Raw genomic sequence first — 21,934 nt, 5'->3', positions numbered from 1 at the left:
TCGTAATTGCTCCGATGGCCGCGTGCGTAGGCACCCTGAAGACCGAGCGGCGCCGGCGTACCCATCAGCGACGAGCCCTTCTGATTGTGGGGGTCCCGCGACAGACCCGGAAGATGACTTAACCATGCCGCTCGGCTTTCAAACCGCCGAGAAACAGAAAACATCATGAAATCGCCGCGTATCTGTGACATCCCGCCGGGGTTGTCCACGATGGCGCGCCGGAGGACGGCGATTGGCCTGTCCGGAGTAGAGCCGGGTCCCGTCAGCGGTCATAGCGTGAAGACATGGACGTGAGCCGCACTTCCGATCCCCGCCCCTTCTGGCTCGCCGGTCGTCCCGCCACGGGAGACGCCGAGCAGACCGTGACCAACCCGCACGACGGAAGGGTCGTCGGCGTCCATTCGGTCCCGACGCCCGACCAGGTCGAGCAGGCCGTCGCCGCCGCGCACGCGGTGCGCGGACAGGCCGCCGCGCTGCCCATCCACGTACGCGCCGAGGCGCTGGCCCACGTGGCCCGGCGGCTGAGCGAGCGCACCGAGGAGATCGCCCAGCTGATCAGCGCCGAGAACGGCAAGCCGATCTTCTGGGCCCGGGGCGAGGTCGGCCGGGCCGTCTCCACCTTCCGCTTCGGCGCCGAGGAGGCCCGCCGGTTCAGCGGCGACGTGCAGCGGCTCGACACCGAGCCCGCGGCGCAGGGACGGCTCGCCTACGTCTCCCGGGTGCCGTACGGACCGGTGCTGGCGATCACGCCCTTCAACTTCCCGCTCAACCTGGTGGCGCACAAGGTCGCCCCGGCCATCGCCGTGGGCGCGCCGATCGTGGTCAAGCCCGCCCCCGCGACCCCGCTGTCGGCGCTCGTGCTCGGTGAGATCCTCGCCGAGACCGACCTGCCGGAGGGCGTGTTCTCCGTGCTGCCGGTGCCCAACGACCGGGCCGCCTCGCTGGTGGAGGACCCCCGCCTGCCGGTCGTCTCCTTCACCGGCTCGGGGCCGGTCGGCTACTCCATCCTGGACAGCGTGCCGCGCAAGCACGTCACGCTCGAACTCGGCGGCAACGCCGCCGCGGTCGTGCTCGCCGACGCCGACCTCGACTGGGCGGCGAGCCGGGTGGCGCTGTTCTCCAACTACCAGGCGGGCCAGAGCTGCATCGCGGTGCAGCGCGTGATCGTGGAGGACTCGGTCGCCGACGCCTTCACCGAGAAGCTGGTCGGCGCCGTCGGCGGCCTCGTGACCGGCGACCCGGCCGACGAGAAGACGCAGGTCGGTCCCCTCGTCAGCGAGGACGCCGCGATCCGCGTCGAGAAGTGGGTCGACGAGGCCGTGGCGGCCGGGGCGCGCCTGCTGGCGGGCGGCACCCGCGACGGCGCGACCATCGCCCCCACCGTGCTGGCCGACGTCCCCGCCGGCGCGAAGGTCACCTGCGAGGAGGTCTTCGGGCCCGTCATGACCGTGCAGCGGGTGGCCTCCGTCGACGAGGCGTTCGCCCTGGTGAACGACTCCCGGTACGGCCTGCAGGCGGGGGTCTTCACCCGCAGCCTCGACGTCGCCTTCCGGGCCAACCGGGAGCTCGAGGTCGGCGGCGTCGTCATCGGCGACGTGCCGTCGTACCGGGCCGACCAGATGCCGTACGGCGGGGTGAAGGAGTCGGGCGTGGGCCGCGAGGGGCTGCGCTCGGCCATGGAGGACCTCACCTACGAGAAGGTCATGGTGCTCACCGGTCTCACCCTGTAGAACCACGCGTCCGAGGGGCCCGGGGGACCACCGTCCCCCGGGCCCCTCGTCGTGGGAGACTTGGCGGCCTCAGAGAAGACTCAGCGCCTTGGCGAGGCCGGGGTCACGGCCCTTGGCCAGGTCGAGGGCCGTCATGGGGGCGTAGTGGTCGACGGGGACACCGACGGTGTCGATGATCTCCCGGGCCGGCCCGAGGTGCCGGACCTTGGGCAGCAGCAGCACACTGCCGTCGTCGAGCAGGTACGGCTCGGACGGGCCGGAGACGACCCCCGCGGTGCGGGTTCCGACGAGGGTGCCCAGGCCGTTGTCCTTCACGGCCCCGCTGAAGTCCTCGCAGGCCGAGGCGCACGCGCGGTCGGTGAGCACGACCAGGCGCAGCCCGAGCAGCGGGACGGAGTCGTCGGTGCGGTTGGCCGTGCAGTCACCCTTCAGTGGGCAGAAGTAGCTGGTCACCCTGCCGTGGGCGAACGCGCCGAGCAGCCGCGTCACCTCGCGCGGCGACCCGCCGCCGTTGCCGCGGAGGTCGAGGACCGCCGCCTTCGGCGTGTTCTTCAACGCGGCGACGACCTGGTCGGCCGCGCCCTGGAAGAACCCGGGCACCTTGACGTAGGTGACGCCGCCGGGGAGCGTCTTCGACGTCACCGCCCGCTTCGGCTCCTCGACGGGACCCTCCGTGAGCTTCACGGTCCGGACGCGTCCCGTCGTGGGCCGCTTCAGCGTGAGCCGCACGGTGCTGGAGGCGAACGTGTCGACGAGGCTCTGGTTCACCCTGTCCCCGATGAACGCCGGTATGCCGTCGACCTTCTCGATGATGTCGCCGGGCCGGATGCCGGCCCTCTCCGCCGGGCTGCCGGGCAGGACGCGGGTGATGAACAGCGGCGGCCGGGCGGCCGGGTCCAGCCGCCCGCCCTGCGCGGCCGACAGGCCGGCGATGCCCGTCCCCACCGGTCCGTCCTCCGACGGGGGAGTGATCCTCTCCACCCGGGCGTGGTTGTCGTGCAGTCCGGCGACCATGCCGGTGATCGCGGCCGGCAGGGCTCGTGTGTCCCCGGTGCCGAGCACCTCCGCGACGGCGGCCCAGTCGGCGTCGCGGTCCCCGGTCAGGGCGGGCAGGCGGAGGCCCGGCGCGTCCGCCCCCCGCCGGACCAGGTCCTGGGTGTACGCGGCGAGGGCGTCCCGCAGCAGGATCTTCGAGTCCAGCACGGGCCCGCTGTAGTAGTTGTCCAGCACGCACTCGTACGCCTGCCGGAGCGTGTTCACCGTCGTCGGCGACGAGGACGCGGGCGGGGGTCCGGACGGCGTGGCGCAGCGTCCGCCGTCGGCGGCGGTCGCGGGGGATGACCCCGGGGCCAGGGCACAGGCCGTCAGCAGGACGGCGGAGCAGAACGTTCTGATCATGCCGTCAGCGTGGCCGGGAGTGGGTTTCAGGACCGTGAACGAGATCGTTAACGCCGCTGTTACCCCTCCTGCGGTACGAAGACCCCATGCGGGTTCTGGTGGCGGAGGACGAACGCGATCTCGCCGATCTCGTGGCGACGGGGCTGCGCCGCCACGCCATGGCGGTCGACGTGGTCTACGACGGGGCGGGCGCGGCCGAGCGGCTGGCGGTGAGCGACTACGACGTCCTCGTGCTGGACCGCGACCTGCCCGAACTGCACGGCGACCTCGTGTGCCGGGAACTGGTGGCACGTGGGAGCCGCACCCGGATCCTCATGATGACGGCGGCGGCGTCGGTGCCGGACCGGATCGCGGGCCTCGGCATGGGCGCCGACGACTACCTGCCCAAGCCGTTCGACTTCGCCGAGCTGGTCGCGCGGGTGCGGGCGCTGGGGCGGCGCAGCAGGTCGCAGGTGCCGCCGGTGCTGACGCGGCACGGGATCACGCTCGACACGCACCGCATCCAGGCGTCCCGGGACGGGCGGCACCTGCATCTGTCGCTCAAGGAGTTCGCCGTCCTGGAGACCCTGCTGCGGGCGGAGGGCGCGGTGGTGAGCGCCGAACGGCTGCTGGAGGAGGCGTGGGACGAGAACGTCGATCCGTTCACGACCGTGGTCAGGGTCGTGGTCAGCCGTCTGCGGGCGAAGCTTGGCGACCCGCCCTGCATCCAGACCATCCCCGGCGCCGGCTACGTCTTGTGACGACGGTCCGGGTACGGCTCACGCTGGTCTACTCCGGGCTGTTCCTGTTCACCTCCGTCGTGCTGCTGATCATCGTCAACACGCTGATGCGGCAGGCGCTGGACACGCGGATCGCGCGGCTCCCGCTGCCGCCCGAGCGGCCGCGTCCGGCTCCGGCCCCGCGCCTGGGCGAGCCGGAACCGCCGCCGCCGCTGTCCGAGCTGGTGCGTGACGTCATCCACTACCAGTGGGACGTGAGCGCGCTGACGATCGGGATCCTGACCCTGGTGTCCGTGGTGGTGGGATGGGTGGTCGCGGGGCGCGTCCTGCGGCCGCTCCACCGGATCACCGCCACCGCGCAGCGGCTGTCGCTGTCCACCCTCCACGAGCGGATCGCCCTCACCGGGCCGAAGGACGAGCTGAAGGAACTGGCCGACACGTTCGACGCCATGCTCGACCGGCTGGAGCGCTCCGTCGAGGGGCAGCGCCGGTTCATCGCGAACGCGTCCCACGAACTGCGCACTCCGCTGGCCGTGCAGCGGACGGCGATCGAGGTCGGCCTGCCCGAGGACGTCGGGGAGATCCGCGCCAAGCTGCTGCTCCACAACCGTCGCATGGAGCACCTCATCGACGCCCTCCTCGCCCTCGCGCAGGCCGGGCACGGCCTGCGCGAGCGGAGCCCGGTGGCGCTCGGCGAGATCGTACGGTTCGCCCTGGCCGACGCGGGCGAGAACGGGCGGGGGCCGGCGGGCGTGACGGTGACCTCGCGGATCGCCCCCTTCGTCCTGCGGGGGGACCCGGTCCTGCTGAACCGGCTGGTGACCAACCTCGTCGACAACGCGCTGCGCTACAACCATTCCGGCGGGGCCGTGGACGTGACCCTCGCCGACGGCGTGCTGACGGTCCGCAACACGGGCCCGGAAGTGCCGAAGGAGCGGTTCCACGATCTCTTCGAGCCGTTCCGCCGGCTGCACACCACCCGGGAGCAGGGCGCGGGGCTGGGGCTGTCGATCGTCGCGTCCATCGCCCGCGCGCACGGAGCCGCCGTACGGGCGCGACCGGGCCCCGCAGGCGGCCTGGAGGTCACGGTGGCGTTCGCGCGGGACCCCCGCGCAGACCTAGCCGCGGGGACCTAACCGCGGAGGCGCAGGCCGTCGAAGAGGAGGGCGAGCGCCCGGCCGAGCAGGTCGTCGCTCCACTGGTCGCGCTCGGCCGCCAGGCACGCCGCGGACAGCAGGGCCAGGAGCTCGGGCATGCGGAGGTCGGACCGCACCGCGCCCGACTCCTGCGCGGCCAGCAGCAGCCGCTCGATCACGTTCCGCATGCCGCGGGCGGCCTCCGCCGTCCCCGCCTTGGGATCGGCCCCGGCCGCGGTCAGCAGGTCGGCCGGGGTCCTCCTCCGCCGCGCGCCGGTGACGACGCGCCCGAGGAACCCGAAGAAGGCCTCGCCCGCGTCGGCCGGCAGCGTCTCCGCCTCCGCCAGGAGCCGCAGCACGCCCTCGACGATCACCGCGTGGTAGAGGGCCTCCTGGTCGGGGAAGTGCCGGTAGATCGTCCCGAGCCCCACCCGCGCCTCATGGGCGACCGCGCGCATGGACGCGGACGTCCCGTCGCGGGCCAGGACGGTCTCGGCCGCCTCCAGGATCCGGGCCCGGTTGCGCCGCGCGTCGGCGCGCAGCGGTCTGGCGTCGCCGGTCATCGTCCTCCTCGCCTGTGCGGCCCGATGCCGCGTTGACAACCGGAACATTAGTTCCGTATGTTGCCCCGACATAATCGGAACGCCGGTTCCGGTTCTCGGGAACAAGGGGAGCGCAGTGCGGCACACACAACTCGGTCGTTCGGGGCTCAAGGTCTCCACGGCGTGCCTCGGCACCATGAACTTCAGCACGCAACCCGGCTCGTCCGGCGGCTGCGACGAGACGGAGGCTGCCCGGATCGTCGACGCCTTCCTGGAGGCGGGCGGGAACGTCATCGACACCGCCGACGCCTACAACGGCGGCGAGTCCGAGCGCGTCGTCGGACGGGCCGTCCGGGGCAGGCGCGACTCCGTCGTGCTGGCCACCAAGGCGTTCCTGCCGCAGGGGCCCGGGCCCAACGACCGCGGGCTGTCCCGGGCCCACCTCACCCGGGCGCTGGAGGGCAGCCTGCGCCGCCTCGGCACCGACCACGTGGTACCTCTACCAGTGCCACCAGTGGGACGACTCCACTCCGATCGAGGAGACCATGGCGACCCTGGACGGGTTCGTGCGTTCGGGCAAGGTGCGTTACATCGGCTGCTCCAACTTCACGGCGGCGCAGATCGTGGAGTCGCAGTGGGCCGCGGAGCGGGCGGGCGGCACGCCGTTCGTGTCCCTCCAGCCGCAGTACTCCCTGCTGGCCCGGAGCATCGAGGCGGAGATCCTGCCCGTCTGCCGGCGGCACGGCCTCGGCACGCTGGTCTGGTCGCCTCTCGGCGGCGGCGTGCTGGCGGGCCGCTACCGGCGGGGCGAGGCCCCCGGACCCGGCACCCGGATGGCCCGGCTCAGGGCGTCGCCGATGCCCATGGCCCGCGCGTGGGCGGACGGCCTGCTCAACGAGCCCAACCTCGTGGTCGCCGAGCACGTCGCCGAGGCGGCCGCCGGACTGGGGGCCACACCGGCGGCGGTGGCGCTGGCCTGGGTGCGCCGGCGGCCGGGGGTCACCTCGGTCGTCGTCGGGCCCCGCACCCTGGACCAGCTGCGCGACAACCTCGCCGGGCTCGACCTCGACCTGCCGCCGGAGGTCGCCGCCCGCCTCGACGAGGCCTCCCGGCCCGCCCGCACCGCACCCGTCGACGGGACGCGGGCCGGGGAGTGAACGTCGCGAAAACATCGGCGGCGAAGGGATTGGCGCGGCTCCACGGGTGCAGTAGAGGGCCATGGACGCCAACACAGCGCTTCTCGCCGTCGTCGTCGTCACGGCGCTCGCGTTCGACTTCACGAACGGCTTCCACGACACCGCCAACGCGATGGCGACGTCCATCGCCACCGGTGCGCTGCCGCCGCGCGCGGCCGTCGCACTGTCCGCCGTGCTCAACTTCGCCGGCGCGTTCCTGTCGCTCAAGGTGGCCGCCACGATCGCGACCGGCATCGTCGACAGCGGCGCGATCACGCTGACCGTCGTCTTCGCCGGTCTCGTGGGCGGCCTGGCCTGGAACCTCGTGACCTGGTACTTCGGCATCCCCTCCAGTTCGTCGCACGCGCTGATCGGCGGCGTGGCGGGGGCGACGCTCATCGCGGTGGGCGCCTCCGCCGTCAAGGGCGCCGCGATCGTGTCGAAGGTGCTGATCCCCGCCGTCCTCGCACCGGTCTTCGCGGCCCTCGTGGCGACGGCCGGCGCCTTCCTCGTCCATCGGATCACCCGGGGGACGCCCGGGGGCGTCCGGGAGCGCGGCTTCCGCGTCGGCCAGCTCTGCTCGGCGTCCCTGGTGTCGCTCGCCCACGGCACCAACGACGCCCAGAAGACGATGGGAGTCATCACGCTGGCCCTCGTCGCCGACCACGCGATCGCGCCGGACGCGGGCACGCCGTTCTGGGTCATCCTCGCGTGCGCGGTGACGATCGCCCTGGGCACCTACACCGGCGGCTGGAGAGTGATCCGTACGCTGGGCAAGGGCCTCACCGAGATCGGGCCGCCGCAGGGATTCGCGGCGGAGGGCTCCTCGGCGGCGATCATCTTCGCCGCGACCCACTTCGGGCTTCCGCTCTCGACGACCCACGTGACCGGCGGCTCGGTGGTCGGCGCGGGGCTCGGCAGGCGGCTCGCCGGGGAGCGCGGCGAGGTGCGGTGGGGCCTCGCCGGCCGCATGGTCGTGGCCTGGCTGGTCACGCTCCCGGCCGCCGCGCTCGTGGGCGCGGCGGCGTGGCTGGGCGCCGACGCCATCGGCGGAACCGGCGGCGCGGCCGTCGTGTTCGCCGTGATGCTGCTGCTGGCCGGTGGTCTCTACCTCGCCGCCCGGCGCGAGCCGGTGACCCACGCCAACGTCAACGCCGAGTGGACCGGGCGTCTCGTCCCCGTGAAGGAGCCGGTCGGATGAGCCAGTACATCGACTTCGCCGTGCTGTGGAAGGTGCTGCTCGCCGGGCTGCTGGGCGGCGCCGGGCTGGTCGCCGTCTACGCCCTCGGTCTCGCGGCTCTCGCCGCCGGTCGGGTGTACGACGCCCCTGATCGGGGCAGCGGGACGTCCGCGGCGCGGGCGGCCGGAACGGTCGTCGCCGTCGCCTGCTTCGGCCTCGTCCTGGCCGGGGCGTTGCTCGGCCTATACGTAATGCTGACCAAGTGAGCGGGGTCGGAGATGCCGGAAGCGTCGCAGGTCGCGAAGGATCACCCGGACGGCGTCGAGTTGCTGCGGCGCACGCCGGGACTGAAGGTGCTGGACGACGATGACGACGATCCCGTCCTCGTCCGCGCCGACGGCGGGCCGGTGGACACCTGGCGCGAGCACTACCCGTACGACCACCGCATCTCCCGGCAGGACTACGACCGGCAGAAGCGGCTGCTGCAGATCGAGCTGCTGAAGCTGCAGTACTGGCTGAAGGACACCGGCGGGCGCCTGGTCATCCTCTTCGAGGGACGGGACGCCGCCGGCAAGGGCGGCACGATCAAGCGGTTCATGGAGCACCTCAACCCCAGGGGCGCGACCGTGGTGGCGCTGGAGAAGCCCAGCGAGCGCGAGCGCGGCCAGTGGTACTTCCAGCGGTACGTCTCCCACCTCCCGGCCGCGGGGGAGATGGTGCTGTTCGACCGGTCCTGGTACAACCGGGCCGGGGTCGAGCGGGTCATGGGCTTCTGCTCCCCCGAGGAGTACATGGAGTTCATGTACCAGACGCCGCTGTTCGAGCGGATGCTCGTGCGCGACGGAATCCGCCTGGTCAAGCTGTGGTTCTCTGTCTCCAGGGCCGAGCAGCGCACCCGGTTCATCATCCGCCAGGTCGACCCCGTACGGCAGTGGAAGCTGTCGCCGATGGACATCGCCTCGCTGGACCTGTGGGACGAGTACACCCGGGCCAAGGAGGACATGTTCCTCAACACCGACACCGAGGACGCCCCCTGGACGATCATCAAGAGCAACGACAAGAAGCGCGGGCGCCTGGAGGCGATGCGCTACGTCCTGTCCCTCTACGACTACGACGACAAGGACGTCTCGGTGGTGGGCGAGCCCGACCCCCTGATCGTCCGGTCCGCCGCCGACATCGTGGACGAGGACAACGCCGAGCCCCTGTCGCCCTTCTGACCGGTCCTCACGCGTCCCGCACGGTCAGGCCCGTTCGGCGCCGCGGAACAGGTCGCGTACGGCCGAGCCGAAGTAGGGGCCGTACATCGTGCGCTGGTCGTTGCTGTACTTGAAGCTGCTCACCGACGTCAGCGTGCCGCGGCCGGAACCGGGGTCGAAGCCGCTCAGCCAGGGCCCGCCGCTGGCCCCCGCCGTGAGGTCGCACCGCAGGCCCTGGTCGCGGGTCTGCCCCTGCGGGTCGCCGTGCGGCACCCCGGCGCAGTAGAGCAGGCGCTCCCCGTCGTACGGGGGGTCGGCGGGAAAACCGAACCCGTAGGTCCGCCGGCCCTGCGGCGCGTCGAAGCCCAGGGGCTGGCCGCCCACCACGTCGGTGAGGTGCCGGCCGTCCTGGTCGTCCACGGCGACCATCCCCACGTCGTAGTCGTCGTTTCCCGCGCGTGACCAGGGCCCCGCGACGAACATGCGCCGGGCCGGGAACGCGCCGTACGGCTGACGTCCCTGGTCGTATCCGGGGACGAAGGTCCAGTTCTCGGCCCAGGCTCCGGCGCCGTCCTTGACGCAGTGCCCGGCGGTGACGACCACGTCCCTGTTCGCGCTGCGCACGGCACTGGCCGAGCAGACGAAGTCCACGCCGTTCATGGTCAGGAAGACCCTTCCGGTGGTCCTCGTCACCGAACCGCCCGCCGCCCAGTGCGTGCCGCTCGTGGTCACCGGGGGCATCGCCGCCGCCTGCCGCGTCCTGGTCGTCCCGTCCGTCCCGCCGGTCGCCGGCACGCCGGTCCGCGGCGCCGGCCCGGGCGCGAGGACCGGCCCGGCCGGCGGCAGGGCGGTGATCTTCTGCAGGCCCGCCAGCAGTCCGATCGGGGCCGCCCGCGCCATCCGCTGCGGCGTCCAGTACGGCTCGGCGGCGTGGTCCGCCACGTGTTCCACGACGTCCGTCACGGGGTCCGTCACGGGGTGGTTCACGGGGTGGTTCACGGGGCGGCTCACTGGGTCGTCCGCGGGCGGGACCGCCGGTCCGGGGCCGTGGACGAGTCCTGCGGCGAGGAGGGTGACGGCAAGCAAGGGGAGGCTCGGAGTCATGGCTCCAGAGTGTGGACCACCATCGGTGCCCGCGTGGCTACTTTCCGTGAATCAGGACAGCCCCGTGTTCTGGGCGGTGTTGTAGACCGCCTCGGCCTCGGCGCCGAAGTACGGCCCGAACATCCAAGAGGGCGCGAAGTTGTACTTGAAGCTGTTCACCGAGTTGACCATGCCGCCGCCGGTGCTCTGGTTGAAGTTGACCAGCCACGGGCCGCCGCTGGAGCCTCCGGTCATGCCGCAGCCCAGCCCCTGGTCCTCCGAGGACAGGTAGTCGTCGAACGTGCGCCCGCTGCAGTAGACCAGCCTCGACCCGTCGTACGGCGCGCCGGCCGGGTACCCGAAGGCGTACGTCTGGCGTCCGCGCGGCTGGTTGAACGCCACGCCCTGGCCGCCGACGACCTCGGTGAGGCTCCTGCCGCCCTGGGGCGCCACGACGGCGGCGGCGATGTCGAAGTTCATGTTCTCGCCGGAGTTCCACTGGGAGGTGGTGAGCAGGGTGGTCGCGGGCCAGGTGCCGTCGGGCCGGTCGCCCTGGTCGTAGCCCGGCACGAACACCCAGTTGGCGTGGAACGCGCCGTTCAGCTTCACGCAGTGCCCCGCCGTGATCACGACGCTCTTGTTGGCGCTGGTGACGGCGGTGCCGGTGCAGGAGGCGTTCCGGCCGGCGTCCGATCCGGTCGTCACCGTGAAGAACACCCGGCCCGTGGTCCTCGCGATCGTCCCGCCCGCCGTCCAGGACGACCCGGAGGTCCGGGACGAGACGTACGCCGAGGACCCCGCCGCGGCGGCCCCCGAGGCGGCGGCCTGCGTGGACGCGCTCGCGGCGGCGCTCGTGGGGGCGCTCGTGGGGGCGACGGCGGCGGGGCTCGCCCCGGACGCGTCGAGAAGGGCGGAGGCCGCGGCGGCGAAGTGCCGCGAGCCCGTGCCGGGTGCCTCCAGCGGCTCGGCGGCCTCCATCCGGGCGGTGGTCCAGAACTTCCGGACCGTCCGCTGCTCCGCCGCCGTGTCGGCCGCGTCGTGCACGGCGGGCCGAGGACCGGCGGCCGCCGTGGCGGTCCGCGCGGCCGTCGCCGCGGCGCCGGGCACGGCGGGTAAGGCGGCGAGGACCATAGCCCCCGCGATGGCCCCCGCGGCCGTGACAGTGGGGGCCGCGAGACGTCGTGCCGAGGGGTGCATGCCTACCTCCGTGTCGGGATGTCCTGACGCGGGAAGGTAGCGACGCCTCCGGCTGGATTTCTCACGATCCGCCTATACGGTTATGGGCAGATTCCGGCATAGATGTACTGGTTTCTCCGCCGCATCGGCTGTTCCGTACGGCGGAACGGAAGGGCGACGCGGATGCCGTCGCGGTTGTCGTCTCGGCGACAATGAGGGGATGAGCTCCCAATCCTCGCCGCAGCCCCGGTCAGTCGTCGTGCTGGGCTCTACCGGCTCCATCGGCACCCAGGCCCTCGACGTCGTCGCCCACGCGTCCGGAAGGTTCCGGGTGACCGCGCTCGCGGCGGGCGGCGGGCGGGCCGACCTGCTCGCGCGGCAGGCGGCCGAGACGGGGGCGGAGACGGTGGCCGTCGCCGACCCGGCGGCCGTGCCCGCGCTGCGGGAGGCGCTCGCCGCCGCCGGGGCGCGGCCCCGCGTGCTGGCGGGCCCCGAGGGGGTGGCGGAGGTCGCCGCGTCGCCCTGCGACGTCGTGCTGAACGGCATCACCGGGGCGCTGGGGCTCACCTCCACCCTCGCGGCGCTGGAGGCGGGCCGGGTGCTCGCGCTGGCCAACAAGGAGTCGCTGATCGTGGGCGGCCCGCTGGTCAAGCGGCTGGCCGGGCCGGGGCGGCTCATCCCGGTCGACTCCGAGCACTCCGCGCTCGCCCAGTGCCTGTGGGCGGCCGGTCCCGGCGGAGCCGCTCCGGCGGCCGTACGGCGGCTGGTCGTGACGGCGAGCGGCGGCCCGTTCCGGGGCAGGAAGCGGGCCGAACTGACGGACGTGACGCCCGAGATGGCGCTCAACCACCCGACGTGGTCCATGGGCCCGGTCATCACCGTGAACTCGGCGACCCTGGTCAACAAGGGCCTGGAGGTGATCGAGGCCCACCTGCTGTTCGACATCGGGTTCGACCGGATCGAGGTGGTGGTCCACCCGCAGTCGATCATCCACTCGATGGTGGAGTTCGTGGACGGCTCGACGGTCGCGCAGGCGAGCCCGCCCGACATGCGGCTGCCGATCTCGCTCGCGCTGGCCTATCCCGAGCGGGTGCCCGGAGCGGCCCGGCCGGTCGACTGGTCCACCGCCTCCACCTGGACCTTCGAGCCGCTCGACGACGAGGCGTTCCCCGCCGTCGCGCTGGCCCGGCACGTCGGCACCCTGGGCGGTACGGCCCCGGCGGTCTACAACGCCGCGAACGAGGTGTGCGTGGAGGCGTTCCTGAAGGGCGCCCTGCCGTTCCCCGGCATCGTGGACACCGTGGAACGCGTGGTGGCCGCCCACGACCCCGGCCCCGCGTCGTCCGTCGAGGAGGTCCTCGACGCCGACGCCTGGGCCAGGGCGCGGGCGGCCGAGCTCACGCGCTGAGACCGTCCCTGAGACCGTGGCGCGACCCGGGTCAGGCGGGCCGCGCCGCGGTCGGGCGGGTCAGGCCGCCGAGCAGGTCAGCGACGGGGTGCCGCTGCTCGTACCGTTGGCCAGGAAGCCGAAGGTGGTCGAGGCGCCGGCGCCGAGGCTGCCGTTGTAGTTCACGTTCTGCACGCTGACGTTGCCGCCGGACTGGCTCAGCGTGCCGTTCCAGACCTGGGTGATCGTGCCACCGCTCGGCTGGGTCCATCTGACGGTCCAGCCGCCGATGGAGGAGGAGCCGGCCTTCACCGTCACCTCACCCTGGAAGCCGCCGCCCCACGAGCTGACGACCTTGTACGTCGCCGAGCAGCCACCGGGGCCGCCGCTCGACGGGGACGTGGACGGGGACGCGGACGGGCTCACCGGCGGGGTCGGCGAGTTCTTGGGCGTGATGCTGGGCGAGGCCGACGGGGAGACGGGCGGGGTGGGGGTGCTGGTGCCGGTCTGGCCGACGCCCGTCACCTCGCCGTTGCCGCCGTCGAAGACGACGTCGGAGCAGCTGTAGAACGTCTCGTTGCTGTCCGAGCGCTGCCACACGGTGTAGATGATGTGGCGGCCGCTCTTACCCGAGGGCAGACGGGCGTCCCAGTAGTAGTGGCCGTCCTCGGTGCCCACCGAGCCGACGCTCGGCGGGTTGGTGACGCTGTCGAAGGGCGTCGACTCGAGGTCGCTCCACGCCAGCGCGCGGGTCGGGCTCCAGGAGTCCTTGGTGATGTACGACCGGAACGTGCCGGGGTGCGCCGCCCACTTGTTGTACTTGAACTGGATGGTCGCGCCGGACGTCAGGTGGGTGACCGGCCAGTCGTTGCGGGCGAGGTCGAAACCGCTGAAGTCGTAGACGATCGCGCCGCCGCTGCACAGCTGCCCGTCCGGGATGAAGCCGGACATCCGGCCCGCGCCGTCCGAGCGGAGCACGGCGAACCAGTTGTACAGCGCGTTGGTCCCGCCCTTGGCGACCGCGGCCGCGCAGGCCGGGTTCTTCGGCTGGATGGCACCGCTCGAGGTGGTGCCGTCCTTCCAGCACAGGTAGGTGCGGCTGCCGGGGGTCATCGGGGCGCCGTGCGCGTTCGCGGGCGAGCTGAGGACGACGGCGGAGACGAGGGCGGACAGCGCGGCGACGATCACGCCGATCGTCACCTTCGATGGTGTTCTTCGTGGTCTTCCCACGGGCTACCCTTTCGCGTGGTCATGGCTGCCGCACTCGTGGTGCAGCACGGCACCGCCGACGGCGCGAGCACGTCGGCCCCGGGGGACAGCCTCTGACTAACCGACCTGATTGGTGGTGGTGCGAGAGCACTCGCGCTGTTCGGACTGTAGGTCGGCCTTGTGTCACCGCCCACCCCGGTCGCCGCGGCGTCGATCGTCCGTGCAGGTGGGACCGTTTTCATCAGCCGCCGGTCATGAAACCTTCATTCGTCGTGAAAAGGTTTCGGGCCACCCGCCCTCGCGGCACTCCTTAGACTGGGAGGGCCCCCCATCGGGCATCGCCTATCAAACAAGGTGCAGAAATGTCTGTTGATCTCGGGATTCCCGCCGTACGGACCCGGCCGATCGCGAAGCGGCGGGTGTCGCGTCAGATCATGGTCGGGTCGGTCCCCGTCGGCGGGGACGCGCCGGTCTCGGTGCAGTCCATGACCACCACGCTGACCGCCGACGTCAACGCCACACTCCAGCAGATCGCCGAGCTCACCGCGGCCGGCTGCCAGATCGTCCGCGTCGCGGTGCCGTCCCAGGACGACGCCGACGCGCTGCCGGCGATCGCCAGGAAGTCGCAGATCCCGGTCATCGCCGACATCCACTTCCAGCCGAAGTACGTCTTCGCCGCCATCGAGGCCGGCTGCGCGGCGGTGCGGGTCAACCCGGGCAACATCAAGAAGTTCGACGACAAGGTCGGCGAGATCGCCCGCGCCGCCTCCGACGCCGGCGTGCCGATCCGGATCGGCGTCAACGCCGGGTCCCTCGACCCGCGCCTGCTGGCGAAGTACGGCAAGGCCACCCCCGAGGCGCTGGTGGAGTCGGCGCTGTGGGAGTGCTCGCTGTTCGAGGAGCACGGCTTCCGCGACATCAAGATCTCTGTCAAGCACAACGACCCCGTCGTGATGATCCAGGCCTACCGGCTGCTGGCCGAGCAGTGCGACTACCCGCTGCACCTGGGCGTGACCGAGGCGGGGCCGGCCTTCCAGGGCACGATCAAGTCGGCGGTGGCCTTCGGCGCGCTGCTGGCCGAGGGCATCGGCGACACCATCCGGGTGTCGCTGTCGGCGCCCCCGGTGGAGGAGGTCAAGGTCGGCGCCCAGATCCTGGAGTCGCTGGGCCTGCGCGAGCGCGGCCTGGAGATCGTCTCCTGTCCGTCCTGCGGGCGCGCGCAGGTCGACGTCTACACCCTCGCCGAACAGGTCCAGGCCGGGCTGACCGGGCTCAAGGTGCCGCTGCGCGTGGCCGTGATGGGCTGCGTGGTCAACGGACCCGGCGAGGCCCGCGAGGCCGACCTCGGCGTCGCCTCGGGCAACGGCAAGGGCCAGATCTTCGTCAGGGGCGAGGTCATCAAGACCGTGCCCGAGTCGCAGATCGTCGAGACCCTGATCGAGGAGGCCCTGCGCCTGGCCGAGGAGATGGGCATCGACGTGGACCTCGACGACGACGAGGCCGGTGGCCCCGAGGTCGTCGTCCGCTGACCAAGAGGCGAGTCGTTACAACAAGCAATACTCTGACTACACAATGGCAATGACCGGGTAGTACCGGGCGTAGCGCCGCGATCACACCGCGAGGCTTGCCTCTGCCGTACAGGAGCAGAGGAGCGTTGCCGGTGAAGCGGGTCGTTGGTGTGGTCGCGGGAGTGGCGGCTCTGGTCGCCGGGCTCGCCGTACCGGGAGGGGCGGCGGCCCAGGGCGCGACGCCGCGGGAGCGGCCGTGGGGCGAGCAGGGGGGCGAGCACCGAGCCGGGCACGGAGCCGAGCACCGGCCCGACCACAGAGCCGACCACAGAGCCGACCACTGGGCCGGCCGCTGGGGGCCGCCGCAGCGGCCCCTGGAGTGGCGGCCCTGCCCCTCCCAGGACGCCCTCGGCGAGACGTCCTCCGGCGGCCTGCTGGACTCCGCCGCCTCCCGGACGTCGCGCGACGCGTCACGAGGGGGCGCGCGGCGGGAGCCCGGGCAGGAGTGCGCCACGCTCGACGTCCCGCTCGACTACTCCGAGCCGTACGGCCAGCGGATCTCGCTGGCGCTCAACCGCATCCGGGGCACGGTCTCCCGCGACGGCAACCACCTCGGCGTGCTGCTGGTCAACCCGGGCGGGCCGGGCGGCGAAGGCCTGAGCCTGGCGGGGTACGTGGCGGCCCGGCTGCCCGCGGACGTCGCCGCGCGGTTCGACGTCGTCGGCTTCGCCCCGCGCGGGGTGGCCCCCAGCAGGCCCGCGCTGTCGTGCGTCGACCCGGCGCGCTTCTTCGCCGCGCCCCGCCCCGACAACGTGCCGCGCGACGACGCCGACGAGCAGGTGCTGGCGGGCCGGGCCCGGCAGTACGCCGAGGGCTGCGGCAACCGCTGGGCCTGGTTCCTGCCCTACCTGACCACCGAGAACAACGCGCGGGACATGGACGCGATCCGGGCGGCCCTCGGCGAGGACAGGATCAGTTACCTGGGCTACTCGTACGGCACCTATCTGGGCGCCGTCTACGCCACCCTGTTCCCCCGGCGGGTGCGACGGCTCGTGCTGGACAGCGTCGTCGACCCCGATGTCGACTGGTACGACGCCAACATCGCCCAGGACCGCAGCTTCGACCGGCGCCACCGCGACTTCCTCGCCTGGCTGGCCGGGCACGACGACGTCTACCGGCTGGGCGCGAGCCAGGCCGCGGTCTCCTACGCCTGGTACGCCCTGCGCGCCCGCCTGCGGGACCGCCCGGCGGGCGGCGTCGTCGGCCCGAGCGAGCTCGACGACGTGTTCTCCAACGGCGCCTACACCGACCGGCTCTGGCCGTACCTCGCCGCCGCCTTCTCGGCCTACGTCCACCGGGGCGACCCCTCGATCCTGGTGCGGCTCTTCCACAGCGAGGCCGAGATCGACGCGGAGAAGGAGAACGCCTACGCCGTCTACCTCGGGGTGGAGTGCCGCGACACGCCCTGGCCGCGGTCCTGGGCCCGCTGGCACGACGACACGCGGCGGCTGCACGCGGAGGCGCCGTTCATGGCCTGGCCCAACGCCGTCTACAACGCGCCGTGCGCCTTCTGGCCGGAGAAGGGCGGCACGCCGGTCAAGGTGGGCACCGCGCAGCTGCCACCGATCCTGCTGATCCAGGCCCAGCGGGACGCCGCCACGCCGTATGAAGGGGCGCTGCGGATGCGCCGCCGGTTCCCGACCGCGCGGCTGGTCACCTCGGGCGGCGGCAACCACGGCGTGTCCCTCGCCGGGAACGCCTGTGTCGATCGGTACCTCGCCGCCTACCTGCGGGACGCGACGGCGCCGCCGCAGCGCAGAGGCGCGCGGGGAACCGGCGCGAGCTGCCCGGCCGACCCCTCGCCGAGGGCGGCGCCCGTGGACATGGCGACGGCGCCCGGCGCGGCCGCTCACGAATCCGCCGTACGGCGGTGAGGCCCGGGCGGGCCGATACATCCCAAACGTGAACCCTTCGCGTAGGCTGGGCCCGTGATGCTGCGCACATCGGCGTCGCGCGTGCTCGACGACGGTGATCGGGACGAGGTGCTGACGCTCCTCGACACCGATCCGGTCGCCAACGTGTTCGTAGCGGCCAGGGTCAGGGCCGTCGGCCTCAGCCCCTCGCGGCTGGGCGGCCAGATGTGGGGATACGGTCCGCGCGGCGGGCTGGTGTCCCTGTGTTACGCGGGGGCCAACCTGGTGCCCGTCAACGCCACCCGTGAGGCCGTGCACGCCTTCGCCGAACGGGCGCGCAGGCAGGGCCGCCGCTGCTCGTCCATCGTCGGCCCGGCCGCCGCCGTCGGACAACTCTGGGAGCGGCTCGAACCCCACTGGGGCGTCGCCCGCGCGATCCGGTCGGCCCAGCCGGTCATGGCCACGGGTTCCGCGCCCGCCGTCGAGCCGGACCCGCTCGTACGGCGGGTCCGCCCCGAGGAGTTCGGCATCCTGCTGCCCGCGTGCGTCGCGATGTTCACCGAGGAGGTGGGCGTCTCGCCGGACAACGGCGACGGCGGCGCGCTCTACCGGTCGAGGGTCGCCGAACTGATCCGCATCGGGCGTTCGTACGCCCGGATCGACGACGGCCAGGTGGTCTTCAAGGCGGAGATCGGCGCGGTCACGCCGCACGCCTGCCAGATCCAGGGCGTGTGGGTCCACCCGGACCTGCGCGGCCGGGGCCACGCCGTGGCGGGCATGGCCGCGGTGGTGGAGCAGGCGCTGAAGTACTTCGCCCCGGTCGTCACCCTCTACGTGAACGACTTCAACCTCCCGGCCAGGGCCGTCTACCGCAAGGTGGGCTTCCAGGAGGTCGACTCGTTCATGTCCGTGCTGTTCTGATCGCGGCCGGCGGCCTGACCAGCCGGGTCAGCAGATGCTCCAGTTCGGCGGCCGGGTCGCCGGTCAGCCCGGCGTGCACCGGCCCGGTCTGCACGACCGTGCTGCGCGGCGCGGTGAGCCAGCGGAACCGGGCGCCGAGCGGCTCCCCGCACAACGGCCCCGCCTCCTCGCCGCAGGCCCGCTCGTACGCCGCCAGGGCCAGCCGCACGCCGGGGAGGTCCACCGGGGCGCCCAGCGCGAGCAGCCGGGACTCGTCCAGCTCGGCCCGCGCGCACAGATAGCCGCGTGGCTGGCAGTAGAGGATGACGCCGGCGTTGACCAGTTCGCCCCGTTCGACGCTCGGCACCACGCGGATCACCGCGTACTCGTAGACGTCCCGCCCGCTCATCGTCCGGCCTCCCGCGCGGCCCGCCAGAAGCCGCCGATCGTCGCGCCCCGCTCGCCGCGCGGGGCGGGGGCCTCGCCCGGGTCCGGCAGCCAGTCACGCGGCCCGGCGACCCGGGCGAGCAGGTGCTCGGTGTAGGCCCGCCGTACGGCCTCCGCGTCCGCGAAGCCCGGCTCGTCCTCCAGCCACTCGTCCGGCACCAGCGCGGTCACCTCGTCGAGCAGCTCTCGGGTGACGCGCCCGGCGAGGTCGGCGTCGGCCTCGCCGAGCCGGGTCGCGAACGGCGCGAGCACGTGGTCGCGGCCGTCGAACCGGCGGCGGGGGTCGGCCGTCGGCCAGTTGTGGTGGAACCACAGGGCCGCGCCGTGGTCGATCAGCCACACCCCGCCGTGCCACACCAGCAGGTTGGGGTTGCGCCAGCTCCGGTCCACGTTGTGCACGAAGGCGTCGAACCACAGCACCCGGGAGGCGAACCCGGCGTCGGGCTGCCAGGCGAGCGGGTCGAAGCCCAGCGCGCCGGGCAGGAAGTCGATCGCGAGGTTGTGCCCGGCGCTCGCGGTGAGCAGGTCCTGGATCTCCTCGTCGGGCTCACGGGCGCCGAGCTGGGGATCGACGTCGACGACCTTCAGCTCCGGCGTGGCGAAGCCCAGCCGCCGGGCGATCTCGGCGCAGACGATCTCGGCGACGAGCACCCGCCTGCCCTGGCCCGCGCCGCGGAACTTCACGACGTAGGTGCCGAGGTCGTCGGCCTCGACGACGCCGGGCAGCGAGCCGCCCTCGCGCAGCGGCGCGACGTACCGCGTCGCCGTGATCTGTTCGAGCACGACAGGAAGGTTACCGGCAGGGCCGGCGGGCGCTCCCCTCCAGGCGCCCGCCGGCCGTCGTGACGGACGACGTCGTCGGTGCCGGCCTCAGTTGGCGACCGGCAGCCACCACACCCGGCCCTCGGTGACGTCGTGGTAGACGTCGAGGAGGTCCAGGCCGGTGATCTTGCTGCGTGACTCGGCGGCGGCCCAGGCGTAGACGCCGCGGGCGATGGTTCCAGGCTCCTGCTGCACTCGGAGCGCGTACACGAGGGCCCTGATCTCGTGGACCTGGTGGTCGTCGGGCTCGGCCTGGGCGGCGAGCTCGGCGAGCTGGCAGGCGAGGCGCAGGTCGCCGTCGGCCGCAGCGGAGACGGCACGCCCCGCGACCGACGCCGCGCCCGCGGACAGTTCGGCGACCGCGCGGGCGAACACCGCGTCCGGCGCGGGCTTGAGGTTGGCCGGGTTGCCGTCGTGCCAGCCGCCGTGCAGCCGCCAGATGTTGCGCACGATGAACTCGGGCTCGTCGTGGTGCTCCTGCAGGTAGACGCGTGCGGCGAGCGCGGGCGGCGGCTTGACCTCGTGCAGGATCTCGTCCAGCCGGGCGCCGGAGTTCATCAGGTCGAGCGTCTGCTCCACCAGGCTGTCGAGGTAGTCGGCGGTGTCGGCGAGCGCCCGGCGCACCCGGGCGGCGCCGCAGATCGGCAGGCCCCGGCCGGGGAGGAGCAGGTCCGCGTCGAGCGCGGCCATGGCGCGGAGGGCCACGGCCCACTCGTCGGGGTAGCCCTGGACCCGCTGCGGGTCGCCCGCGCCCGGCACCGTCCAGCCGAACAGGTCCCCGGTCAGCAGCACCCCGCGCTCCGGCAGGAACGCCCAGGTGGCGTCGTCCGTGGCGCCGTGGGCGTGGGTGAGCATGAACGTGACGTCGCCCAGCGACAGCGACAGCCGGTCGCGGTAGGTCAGGTCGGGCAGCCGGTGCGGCAGCGGCCAGACCACCCGCGGGAACCCCTGCTCGCGCAGGTCGACGGTGGCGTTGTAGCCGGCCGTCCTGCCCTGCTGGGTGAGCCGGCGCACCAGTCCCTCCTGCGCCACCACCAGCGGCCGCGGGCCGGGTTCGGCGTCGAACTCCTCCAGGCCCGCCAGCCGGTCGGCCCTGCCCCGCGAGAAGATCGCGTACTTGAGCGGCTCGGCCGACCACTTCCTGATCGCTCGGTAGGACGGCGACGCCTCGTGGGCGTCGCCCGTGTCGAAGAGAGCCAGCCCGTCCTCGCCCCGGACCACGTAGACGTTCCCGCACGCGGGCCACATCGCGACACCGTAGGCGATCTCCTGCACCCCGTCCCGGCGCAGATCGGAGACGGGCACGTCCTCGGGACGCACCGAACCACGCCAGACCGCGTCGGCGAACCGAAGGATCGGTGACTCCATGCTCCCGAGCCTGGCCCTCCGCGCGCGCGACGCCCAGTAGGGAGATCCCTAATGTCCGCGGCGAACCGCCAGGGTCTCGGCGGTCCAGCTCGCGAGAAGGTCCAGGGCGCGTTTCGAGGACGAGCCGGGTTCGGCAGTGTAGACGAAGAGCGTCGTCTCCGGGTCTCCGGGCAGGGAGAGGGTCTCGTACTCGACGGTCAGCTCGCCGACGAGAGGGTGCCGCAGGCGTTTGGAGCCGTGGGTGCGCTGGTGGACGCGGTGCTGCTCCCACCAGTGGGCGAACTCACGGCTGTGCTCGCGCAGGTCGGCGATGAGCGCGACGGTGGCCTGGTCGTCCGGGTCGCGGCCCGCGTCGAGCCGCAGGCTCTCGACCACGGCGCGTGCCTGGACCTCCCAGTCCACGAACAGCGATCGGGCGTCGTCGAGGAACATCCATCGCGCGTAGTTGCGCCGCCTCGGCGGCATCCGGTCGAAGTCCGTGAACAGGGCTTTCCCCATCGCGTTGGCGGCGAGCACGTCGGTGCGGCGGCCGAGGACGAGGGCGGGCTCGCCGTCGAGGGCGTCGAGGAGCTGGTAGAGCCCGGGGCGCACGCGCTGGACGCCGCGAGTTCGGCGCCGGACGGGGGCCGCGGTCATCCCCATGAGGTCGTGCAGATGCGCGCGTCCGGCGTCGTCGAGCCCTAGAGCACGGCCGATGGCCTCGACGACGGTCGTCGAGGGGACGATGCGCCGGCCCTGTTCGAGGCGTGCGTAGTAGTCGGTCGAGACTCCGGCCAGGAGAGCGACTTCCTCGCGGCGCAGGCCCGGGACGCGTCGCACGCGGCCGTCGGGGGGCAGGCCCGCCCGCGAGGGGTCGACCTGGCCACGGGCGCGTCTGAGGAAGTCGGCGAGCTCACGGTTGGTTCCGGCCACGGATCCAGTGTCCACGCTGCCGCGCGTTCCTGGGTGGTCCGGTGCGTCCTAGGTTGCCCGGTGCGCGGTTGCGCAGGGCGCGCTATGGACGTCCACGGCGGGTCGCGGCGAAGGAAGCTGGTGCTGTGCCGGT

The 21,934-nt window shown here is 72.9% G+C and carries 19 protein-coding genes and 2 pseudogenes; 12 read left to right on the top strand and 9 right to left on the bottom strand.

What is annotated here, in order from left to right; translation table 11 throughout:
- Positions 1 to 284: 284 nt before the first annotated feature.
- Positions 285 to 1,730 (top strand): aldehyde dehydrogenase family protein, encoded by a 1,446-nt coding sequence (locus HHX40_RS04095; protein ID WP_182879437.1) that lies wholly within the window; start codon positions 285 to 287, stop codon positions 1,728 to 1,730.
- 69 nt (positions 1,731 to 1,799) lie between these two features.
- Here the strand turns inward: HHX40_RS04095 and HHX40_RS04090 are convergent, their stop codons facing one another.
- Complete coding sequence (locus HHX40_RS04090) at positions 1,800 to 3,128, bottom strand: S41 family peptidase (protein ID WP_182879436.1); 1,329 nt, start codon at positions 3,126 to 3,128, stop codon at positions 1,800 to 1,802.
- An 86-nt stretch (positions 3,129 to 3,214) separates the two neighbouring features.
- On the opposite strand from HHX40_RS04090, the gene HHX40_RS04085 reads away from it, so the two are divergent.
- Both HHX40_RS04085 and HHX40_RS04080 read left to right on the top strand, forming a co-directional pair.
- The gene (locus tag HHX40_RS04085) at positions 3,215 to 3,868 is read left to right on the top strand and encodes a response regulator transcription factor (protein ID WP_182879435.1); all 654 of its coding nucleotides are present in this window, start codon (positions 3,215 to 3,217) and stop codon (positions 3,866 to 3,868) included.
- Entirely contained in the window at positions 3,865 to 4,983 is a 1,119-nt protein-coding gene (locus HHX40_RS04080; RefSeq protein ID WP_182879434.1) for a sensor histidine kinase, read from the top strand. Before HHX40_RS04085 ends, HHX40_RS04080 begins: the two co-directional genes overlap by 4 nt.
- Here the strand turns inward: HHX40_RS04080 and HHX40_RS04075 are convergent.
- Positions 4,980 to 5,546, bottom strand: a complete 567-nt coding sequence (locus HHX40_RS04075) for a TetR/AcrR family transcriptional regulator (protein WP_182879433.1) — start codon at positions 5,544 to 5,546, stop codon at positions 4,980 to 4,982. The genes HHX40_RS04080 and HHX40_RS04075 overlap by 4 nt on opposite strands.
- On the opposite strand from HHX40_RS04075, the pseudogene HHX40_RS38105 reads away from it, so the two are divergent.
- From HHX40_RS38105 to ppk2, 5 genes and pseudogenes are all read left to right on the top strand, one after another.
- Positions 5,440 to 6,006, top strand: a pseudogene (locus HHX40_RS38105) (aldo/keto reductase); the annotation flags it as partial. The gene HHX40_RS04075 and the pseudogene HHX40_RS38105 sit on opposite strands and share 107 nt — an antisense overlap.
- A gap of 28 nt (positions 6,007 to 6,034) precedes the next feature.
- A pseudogene (locus HHX40_RS35570) lies at positions 6,035 to 6,682 on the top strand (aldo/keto reductase); the annotation flags it as partial.
- Between the two features lie 61 nt (positions 6,683 to 6,743).
- Positions 6,744 to 7,901, top strand: coding sequence for an inorganic phosphate transporter (locus tag HHX40_RS04065; protein ID WP_182879432.1), 1,158 nt, complete (start codon positions 6,744 to 6,746; stop codon positions 7,899 to 7,901).
- Complete coding sequence (locus HHX40_RS04060) at positions 7,898 to 8,146, top strand: hypothetical protein (protein WP_182874878.1); 249 nt, start codon at positions 7,898 to 7,900, stop codon at positions 8,144 to 8,146. The genes HHX40_RS04065 and HHX40_RS04060 overlap by 4 nt, the downstream gene beginning before the upstream one ends.
- Positions 8,147 to 8,158: 12 nt before the next feature.
- Entirely contained in the window at positions 8,159 to 9,097 is a 939-nt protein-coding gene (gene ppk2, locus HHX40_RS04055) for a polyphosphate kinase 2 (protein ID WP_111701458.1), read from the top strand.
- Positions 9,098 to 9,121: 24 nt separating this feature from the next.
- On the opposite strand, the gene HHX40_RS04050 is transcribed toward ppk2, so the two are convergent.
- Both HHX40_RS04050 and HHX40_RS04045 read right to left on the bottom strand, forming a co-directional pair.
- Complete coding sequence (locus HHX40_RS04050; protein ID WP_310737937.1) at positions 9,122 to 10,075, bottom strand: hypothetical protein; 954 nt, start codon at positions 10,073 to 10,075, stop codon at positions 9,122 to 9,124.
- A 156-nt stretch (positions 10,076 to 10,231) separates the two neighbouring features.
- Entirely contained in the window at positions 10,232 to 11,356 is a 1,125-nt protein-coding gene (locus HHX40_RS04045; protein ID WP_182879430.1) for a trypsin-like serine peptidase, read from the bottom strand.
- Between the two features lie 199 nt (positions 11,357 to 11,555).
- Between HHX40_RS04045 and dxr the strand changes: the two genes are divergently transcribed.
- The gene (dxr, locus tag HHX40_RS04040) at positions 11,556 to 12,743 is read left to right on the top strand and encodes a 1-deoxy-D-xylulose-5-phosphate reductoisomerase (protein ID WP_182879429.1); all 1,188 of its coding nucleotides are present in this window, start codon (positions 11,556 to 11,558) and stop codon (positions 12,741 to 12,743) included.
- A gap of 60 nt (positions 12,744 to 12,803) precedes the next feature.
- On the opposite strand, the gene HHX40_RS04035 is transcribed toward dxr, so the two are convergent.
- Positions 12,804 to 13,922, bottom strand: coding sequence for a lytic polysaccharide monooxygenase auxiliary activity family 9 protein (locus HHX40_RS04035; protein ID WP_310737936.1), 1,119 nt, complete (start codon positions 13,920 to 13,922; stop codon positions 12,804 to 12,806).
- A 371-nt stretch (positions 13,923 to 14,293) separates the two neighbouring features.
- Here HHX40_RS04035 and ispG point away from each other — a divergent pair, with 371 nt between their 5' ends.
- The 3 genes from ispG (at position 14,294) to HHX40_RS04020 (ending at position 18,273) form a co-directional block, all read left to right on the top strand.
- Positions 14,294 to 15,460, top strand: coding sequence for a flavodoxin-dependent (E)-4-hydroxy-3-methylbut-2-enyl-diphosphate synthase (gene ispG, locus HHX40_RS04030; RefSeq protein WP_182879428.1), 1,167 nt, complete (start codon positions 14,294 to 14,296; stop codon positions 15,458 to 15,460).
- A 131-nt stretch (positions 15,461 to 15,591) separates the two neighbouring features.
- Positions 15,592 to 17,373 (top strand): alpha/beta hydrolase, encoded by a 1,782-nt coding sequence (locus tag HHX40_RS04025; RefSeq protein ID WP_310737935.1) that lies wholly within the window; start codon positions 15,592 to 15,594, stop codon positions 17,371 to 17,373.
- A gap of 57 nt (positions 17,374 to 17,430) precedes the next feature.
- The gene (locus HHX40_RS04020; RefSeq protein WP_117409836.1) at positions 17,431 to 18,273 is read left to right on the top strand and encodes a GNAT family N-acetyltransferase; all 843 of its coding nucleotides are present in this window, start codon (positions 17,431 to 17,433) and stop codon (positions 18,271 to 18,273) included.
- Here the strand turns inward: HHX40_RS04020 and HHX40_RS04015 are convergent.
- The 4 genes from HHX40_RS04015 to HHX40_RS04000 form a co-directional block, all read right to left on the bottom strand.
- On the bottom strand, positions 18,254 to 18,661 hold the full coding sequence (locus HHX40_RS04015; RefSeq protein WP_117409831.1) for a DUF3037 domain-containing protein: 408 nt from the start codon (positions 18,659 to 18,661) through the stop codon (positions 18,254 to 18,256). The two genes, HHX40_RS04020 and HHX40_RS04015, sit on opposite strands and share 20 nt — an antisense overlap.
- Positions 18,658 to 19,482 (bottom strand): HipA family kinase, encoded by an 825-nt coding sequence (locus HHX40_RS04010; RefSeq protein ID WP_117409830.1) that lies wholly within the window; start codon positions 19,480 to 19,482, stop codon positions 18,658 to 18,660. Before HHX40_RS04010 ends, HHX40_RS04015 begins: the two co-directional genes overlap by 4 nt.
- An 87-nt stretch (positions 19,483 to 19,569) precedes the next feature.
- Complete coding sequence (locus HHX40_RS04005) at positions 19,570 to 20,889, bottom strand: alkyl sulfatase dimerization domain-containing protein (RefSeq protein WP_182879427.1); 1,320 nt, start codon at positions 20,887 to 20,889, stop codon at positions 19,570 to 19,572.
- A 48-nt stretch (positions 20,890 to 20,937) separates the two neighbouring features.
- Positions 20,938 to 21,801 (bottom strand): helix-turn-helix transcriptional regulator, encoded by an 864-nt coding sequence (locus HHX40_RS04000; RefSeq protein WP_117409828.1) that lies wholly within the window; start codon positions 21,799 to 21,801, stop codon positions 20,938 to 20,940.
- Positions 21,802 to 21,934: the final 133 nt, after the last annotated feature.

The sequence above is a fragment of the Microbispora sp. H10949 genome (assembly GCF_014161435.1).
In the GTDB taxonomy this organism is placed as follows: Bacteria; Actinomycetota; Actinomycetes; order Streptosporangiales; family Streptosporangiaceae; genus Microbispora; species Microbispora triticiradicis.
This window is presented reverse-complemented; position numbering and strand designations above follow the sequence as displayed.

Excerpts from the sequence above, each read along its gene's own strand:
- HHX40_RS04075 (WP_182879433.1), bottom strand. The coding sequence starts at position 5,546 with ATGACCGGCGACGCCAGACCGCTGCGCGCCGACGCGCGGCGCAACCGG.
- HHX40_RS04095 (WP_182879437.1), top strand. The coding sequence starts at position 285 with ATGGACGTGAGCCGCACTTCCGATCCCCGCCCCTTCTGGCTCGCCGGT.
- ppk2 (WP_111701458.1), top strand. The coding sequence starts at position 8,159 with ATGCCGGAAGCGTCGCAGGTCGCGAAGGATCACCCGGACGGCGTCGAG.
- ispG (WP_182879428.1), top strand. The coding sequence starts at position 14,294 with ATGTCTGTTGATCTCGGGATTCCCGCCGTACGGACCCGGCCGATCGCG.
- HHX40_RS04005 (WP_182879427.1), bottom strand. The coding sequence starts at position 20,889 with ATGGAGTCACCGATCCTTCGGTTCGCCGACGCGGTCTGGCGTGGTTCG.
- HHX40_RS04045 (WP_182879430.1), bottom strand. The coding sequence starts at position 11,356 with ATGCACCCCTCGGCACGACGTCTCGCGGCCCCCACTGTCACGGCCGCG.
- HHX40_RS04020 (WP_117409836.1), top strand. The coding sequence starts at position 17,431 with ATGCTGCGCACATCGGCGTCGCGCGTGCTCGACGACGGTGATCGGGAC.
- HHX40_RS04090 (WP_182879436.1), bottom strand. The coding sequence starts at position 3,128 with ATGATCAGAACGTTCTGCTCCGCCGTCCTGCTGACGGCCTGTGCCCTG.
- HHX40_RS04015 (WP_117409831.1), bottom strand. The coding sequence starts at position 18,661 with ATGAGCGGGCGGGACGTCTACGAGTACGCGGTGATCCGCGTGGTGCCG.
- dxr (WP_182879429.1), top strand. The coding sequence starts at position 11,556 with ATGAGCTCCCAATCCTCGCCGCAGCCCCGGTCAGTCGTCGTGCTGGGC.
- HHX40_RS04065 (WP_182879432.1), top strand. The coding sequence starts at position 6,744 with ATGGACGCCAACACAGCGCTTCTCGCCGTCGTCGTCGTCACGGCGCTC.
- HHX40_RS04060 (WP_182874878.1), top strand. The coding sequence starts at position 7,898 with ATGAGCCAGTACATCGACTTCGCCGTGCTGTGGAAGGTGCTGCTCGCC.
- HHX40_RS04085 (WP_182879435.1), top strand. The coding sequence starts at position 3,215 with ATGCGGGTTCTGGTGGCGGAGGACGAACGCGATCTCGCCGATCTCGTG.